The organism is Pedobacter sp. 10L46_2 (assembly GCF_056395165.1).
Map to the genome: position 1 here is coordinate 1 of NZ_JBFTIZ010000312.1, position 5,510 is coordinate 5,510.

At 35.9% G+C, this 5,510-nt stretch carries 4 protein-coding genes; all 4 read right to left on the bottom strand.

The annotated features are described in order from the left end of the window. On the bottom strand, positions 1-862 hold an 862-nt coding region (locus tag AC1DDX_RS23425), incomplete at its 3' end, for an AIPR family protein (protein WP_477622683.1). A 3-nt stretch (positions 863-865) separates the two neighbouring features. Further along, on the bottom strand, positions 866-1,867 hold the full coding sequence (locus AC1DDX_RS23430; RefSeq protein WP_337717697.1) for a PD-(D/E)XK motif protein: 1,002 nt from the start codon (positions 1,865-1,867) through the stop codon (positions 866-868). After that, positions 1,860-4,610, bottom strand: coding sequence for a Z1 domain-containing protein (locus AC1DDX_RS23435; protein WP_477622684.1), 2,751 nt, complete (start codon positions 4,608-4,610; stop codon positions 1,860-1,862). Before AC1DDX_RS23435 ends, AC1DDX_RS23430 begins: the two co-directional genes overlap by 8 nt. 6 nt (positions 4,611-4,616) lie before the next feature. Beyond that, on the bottom strand, positions 4,617-5,510 hold an 894-nt coding region (locus AC1DDX_RS23440; RefSeq protein ID WP_477622685.1), incomplete at its 5' end, for a hypothetical protein.

Genomic DNA, 5,510 nt, shown 5'->3' on the forward strand with positions numbered 1-5,510 from the left:
AAGGAATGTTGGCTTCATACTGAATATATACGTTTTCAGCTGTCGTAGATATTCCATTATTGTAAGAAAGAAACATATCTGAAGAACTAATAATAGTTTTACGAATCCCACGATTAACTTTAGTCTTAAATTGTAAAAAATTTCTTACATTTTTTTCCAGAATTCCCTGACGGTATTTTCCATATATCTTTGCCAGGATATTGGCAGGCAAAATTGCAAGATAACAGTCTACGTTATCACTCACGCTATCCATGGACAGACATTTAAGTTTATAATTGTAGTCGGAAATAAAATCAATTTCAATAGGCTGTTTATCGCTTCTGATCAGGTATTGTTGATATAGTCTTTCTATATCCCATAATTGAAAATCAAAATATATATTTCTCTCTTCCCCTGCTTTTGGAATGGTCTCAGTCGATGCCTGTCCATTTGTAAAGACAAATATGCGGACATTTTTTACAGTCTCTTTTGTCTGCTCAATTATTTGAACGAGATCAAAAACTATGGTTTCCGACTCTTCCACTTTTCCCAAAAGCTTACCTTCTCTTGCTGCCCAGAAAAAATTCTCGGCTTTTTTAAAGGCATCTTCAACATCCTTATCGGAGACCCTTTGAAGTTTTGCTTCTGATTTAAAAATTGTTACAAATAAATCAACAACTTCATTTTCTTCATCATAGTTCCAGGCGTTTATCTTAATTCCACGAACTTTGTAATGACATAATTCTGCAGCAACAACATCACCTGAATCAATAGTGTATTCCAATATATCCTGTGTAACTGCGTCTTCCTGAGAAATTTTCTCATCCTCTACGGCCATTAGCGCATACTCAAGAAAATCAATGGCAAAATCTGAAAGGGTCATAATTTATATTAGGTTTATTATATCTGTTTTAATTTCGAATTCTGTGCAAGCCGATACCATAACTGTGTACTTAATATCACCTATCCCTAATGGAATTTTAGTGTTTATCAAACGAGGAAAATCATTTCTGACTTCAAAAGCATTTACCTGGATTAATGAAAATCCAGTCGTATACTTCTCTGAGTGTGACATATAGTAACCGTATTTGGCGAGCTTAATTTCGAATTGTGATAGGGCAGATAAATCATTCCGGATCATATCGAAAACCTCATTCACAAAGGCTGAAAGGTTATCAGAAGTTCTATTGTCATGAACATTAATTATAAATAACACCAGATATAAGTGTTTTAATCCTGTATTATCCAATTGTTTTTCTGATGAAACGGTAAATTTCCAGGGCATTTTTCCCGAAGTGGCTTTTATTTCAACGGCCTTCTCATCAATTTGAAAATCATGGTTTGTCCGATTCCCACCTGTCCAGAAGATCAAAGCCTGGTCAGGAGGATAAATTTTTAAAAGATAGTTTTTTAGAAATGTTAATTCGCCAAAAAGTCCTTTCTGCTCGGCAAGGGTTAACATTTTATCTTCTGAACGTTCAAAAAATAATTTCCACTCAGCTAAAACTTTAATCAGCAAGGGATTAAGATGTAGTCTATCCTTAATTCTGGTAATATGATCACACAAATCAGAAATCACTAATTCAAAAACACCTTCAGTTTCAGGAATTGACTGTGTTAATTTCAGAAATTCTGAATTTTTAAAAGATCCAATTGAGGAGATAACGCATGAAATTTCAAAACCTCTGAACCGCGGAAGATCATTTGTTTTAACCAACACATCTCTCTCCAGCTTGACATATAGTAGCCGTATCTTTCTTCTAAAATCAGTCGCCAGAAAAACAGAAAAGGCACCGCTTGAAGGAATCTTTCTGGCAATCAATCCCCTATCCGGGTAACCAGCTGATTCTTCATTGATTGATTTCCATATTTCCCGATAATTAATCATCCTCGCTCAATTCAAGTTCTGCATAAACCGAATTAATTACATAATTTATTGGAACGGCCGTTTCGGACGCCGGCCAGCTTATCGCAAATCCCACGGGTTGTTTTTCAAACCACATGTTTTCCGTCTTCGCTTTGTCCGTAATATTCAAGACATAGATCATCAGTAATGGTCTATGTTTTCTGGGGGCTAGACCTCTTATTTCTATATTGGATAGGCTATTGTTTTCGATGTTTTTTCTTTCAATAGTATTAAAATCCTCTATTTCATCCTTTGGATCAATCATTCTTTTTATGAACAAACTATTTGCTCTTTCATCTTTAATAGATCGTGAATAAGGATAAATTTTAAAACCCGCAAAAGGTACTGTTTCAAGGTCACTGCTTTTAGTCAGTGAAATCAAAGCTACATTCCATTCGAGAAATTCCGGGAATACCTTTGTCCTTTGTAAATCAATATACTGATTTATACGCACTGAATTGACTGTAGGCAGACCCTTGTATGTCTGATATTCTTTTAAAAAATCTTGTATAAGTAAAACCGGAATATTAAACCAGACATTCCTTGGCTCGAAATCAGCATCAGGCTTGCCCAGGGACAAAATAAAGTTTTGAGCTACTTCAAAATTAGATTTGAGTATTGTTTCAGAAGCAGGGAGTGTTGAGGTCTCTATAAGCGTTCCCTGATAATTCAAGCGCATATTATCTGCTGCCCGCATTTTCATTACACTTGTTACCATCATATCCGGGTGATCCTCAACACGCAGACCGAAATCTATGGGCGTAAGTTTCAAACGGGACATTTCAATAAACTCTTCCCTCAATGATTCGAACGCAGTTGATATGTGCCGATACCATTTAAACAGATCAGGAGTAGTATAGATTCTGCAAAGGTCTTCGAAACCATTTCTATATCCAAACCATCTCCCCATCTGCATCAAGGTATCATATAATGAAGTACTTCTGGTAAAGTAGCTTATAGTTAATCCTTCAAGTGTTAGTCCTCTGGACAGTTTATCACCACCTATTGCTATACTCCACAAACCTGTTCTGGCTTTCGTTTTATAATCAAGTATATCACCCACCGTTCCGTTTATTATGCGACATTGTTGCTCCAACTTCTTTACTGTCTTTTTTATAAAAGGGATAATATCGGCCCATTCGGGTATGATCTTATCCATTTCTATTGAAGTAAGCACAAAATCTTTCTGATAAAGCTCCTGCATATCTGTAAGTATGTCTATATCATCGGATAAAACAGCCAATTTTATAATACTCACTTCATCATTAACTAGTTCTGCTAAAGTGGCTTGAATGGCATTATACCTGGTACAATGAATCAGCATGGTATTGTGTTTTGTATCTTGACCTCTGTACCAACGAATGGCAGATGAAATTATAAATGCTTTTAATGCTTGCTTTAATGTTTCCGGCAATGCTGTAAGCGTATAATCAGCTTTGTGTCGAACGGGTAAGATGCTATTTTGACCTCCTGAATCAGCAACACCTCTATAAATAGGCAAGCCGGTATCTGCATCATTATTTAAGCCAAATACTTCTTTTGGACCAAGATAATTGGAAGGCGCCCCCAGAGTTTTAATAAAAGCAGAAGGAAAAAGATCTTTGCCGAGTACCCTGTGATCTATATTATGTCGGATAAAAATATTGGCAAACGGTGTGGCGGTAAACCCGATATAAACCTTTTGTCTGAATAGATTCAGAATTTCCCTTATACAGTAATTTATTGCTGTCGGATCAAGCTCGTCACCATCTGAGCTAACCGTCTTTTTGGTATTAATGGATGCCTGATCAGCTTCGTCATCAATAATCAACAATGGAAGATTATTAAACTGACTAACATTATCCTTTTTATAGGTAAGATCATCATCAAATATATCTATCCAATGCTGAAGGTATTTTCTAAGATTGGTAAGAATAGATTTATTCTTTTTTATTACAAATAAGATAGGTCTTTCACTACTGGGTGGAGTGCCTCTGGACTTTCTGATGTTAAAATCCCCTGATTTATTTGGCTTCAAATTCGATTCAGTAAAATAATCAATCGGAATATAAGTTTCTCCCGGAAGTGTAGAAACCCCTATTCTTTTCTGTTTCTCTTCTGGATTAGTATCAATACCCAGCACCTCTTCGTCAATTCTTTCCTGGGTCTGTTGTCGTAAGCTTTCCTGTGTTCCGGCAAGAATTATGACGATTCTGTAACCAGAGTCTATTGCTTTATTAACAATCCCCATAAAGTTAGCGGTTTTACCGGATTGCACATATCCAACAACCAGCCCCCTACGATCAAATGACCGGTTTGGAATAGTAGGATCCTCAATGTTTTCCAGAATTTCGTCAGATATAGTATCAATTTTATCTACAGACGATTCAGCCCATCCTTTAATGTGTGTGAGGTATTTCCGGTATCTGTTCCAGAAGCGAAACTTGATTTCATCATTTGCCTTCTTAGGCCGGTACCAATCTATATGTCCTTCATTATCTGTTAATGAATAATGCGTTCCATCATCTACAATCAGGTTAACTTCTTCATCCAACTCTTTACGAATGTAGTCTTTTAGCTCATTTATTGAAGCAAAAGCTTTTCCGGGAAGAATGACCTGTTCAAAGGAGAAAGGAKAACATACCATATCAATAGCCTGAGACATTGCTTTATCATAATCCATCGCCTTTTTAAACGTCTCAAACAGACCTCTTATATTTGCTTTCAGTTCGTTAAAATGTATCATAATTTATTATTTTAATCTCTGAAATACATCCATTGCATTCAGTTGCGCTATTGCATTCTTTTCAGGAACCCCGGATTCAATTAATACCCGGAGTGCGGTTTCATATATTTCTTCAAGTTCAGACACCTTATGCTGTAAAGGCGTACCTATTATTACAGTCGGATCAGCAAAATCATTTACTATGAGATTAACCGGAATCGTTTCAGCAAGCAGCTTTGCATAGTCTTTTAAGACAAGAGACTGTGTACCGAGGTAGTTAATCAGCAACTCGTATAAAGGATGCTTTTCATTGATAGTGTTGCGAATTAAATCAGGAATTTTAGCAGAGGCCTTTTTAATATCAATTTGCCATTCTTTATCCAAGGTATTGGGTAAATCAATAGAAATACGGCATAGTCGTTGGTTTTCTTTTAATCTGAAATTTAAATCCAGCCATCCTCCATCAGAAATTAACCGATGATTTCTATACAAGTAAATACCCTGATGTTCAGTCCAGCCCTTTGTCATTTGGACTTGATCTTTTTCATCTTTAGACATTTTGGATTCGTGAGGCAAAATGTATGGTTGAATAACTATATTTCGCCCTTTAATTGATAATTGTTCTTCCTGCAATTCTGTTGAAGGATATTCGGAAGATATATCGAATGGGTTTACAGGGGCAACTATATCATTAAAAATTACGATTTCCAGATCATTTTTCTCTATATAGCGATGAAAAATTAATCCAAGATGTTTTTTAACGTTTTCAAATTTTCTATAAAAATTTTCTTTATCCAGATTGTGTTCGTCAGACTCCATTAGTCGGTCCATTTTCTCCCAGAGTATAACTGTTCCTTTGCTACCAAATGTCAGCTCACCTAAATTCTTCCTTGAATGATCATCAATACAGTCTCTTAATAG

What these genes read in the sequence shown, in the direction of transcription:
- AC1DDX_RS23430 (WP_337717697.1), bottom strand. Translation starts at nt 1,867, where the DNA reads ATGATTAATTATCGGGAAATATGGAAATCAATCAATGAAGAATCAGCT.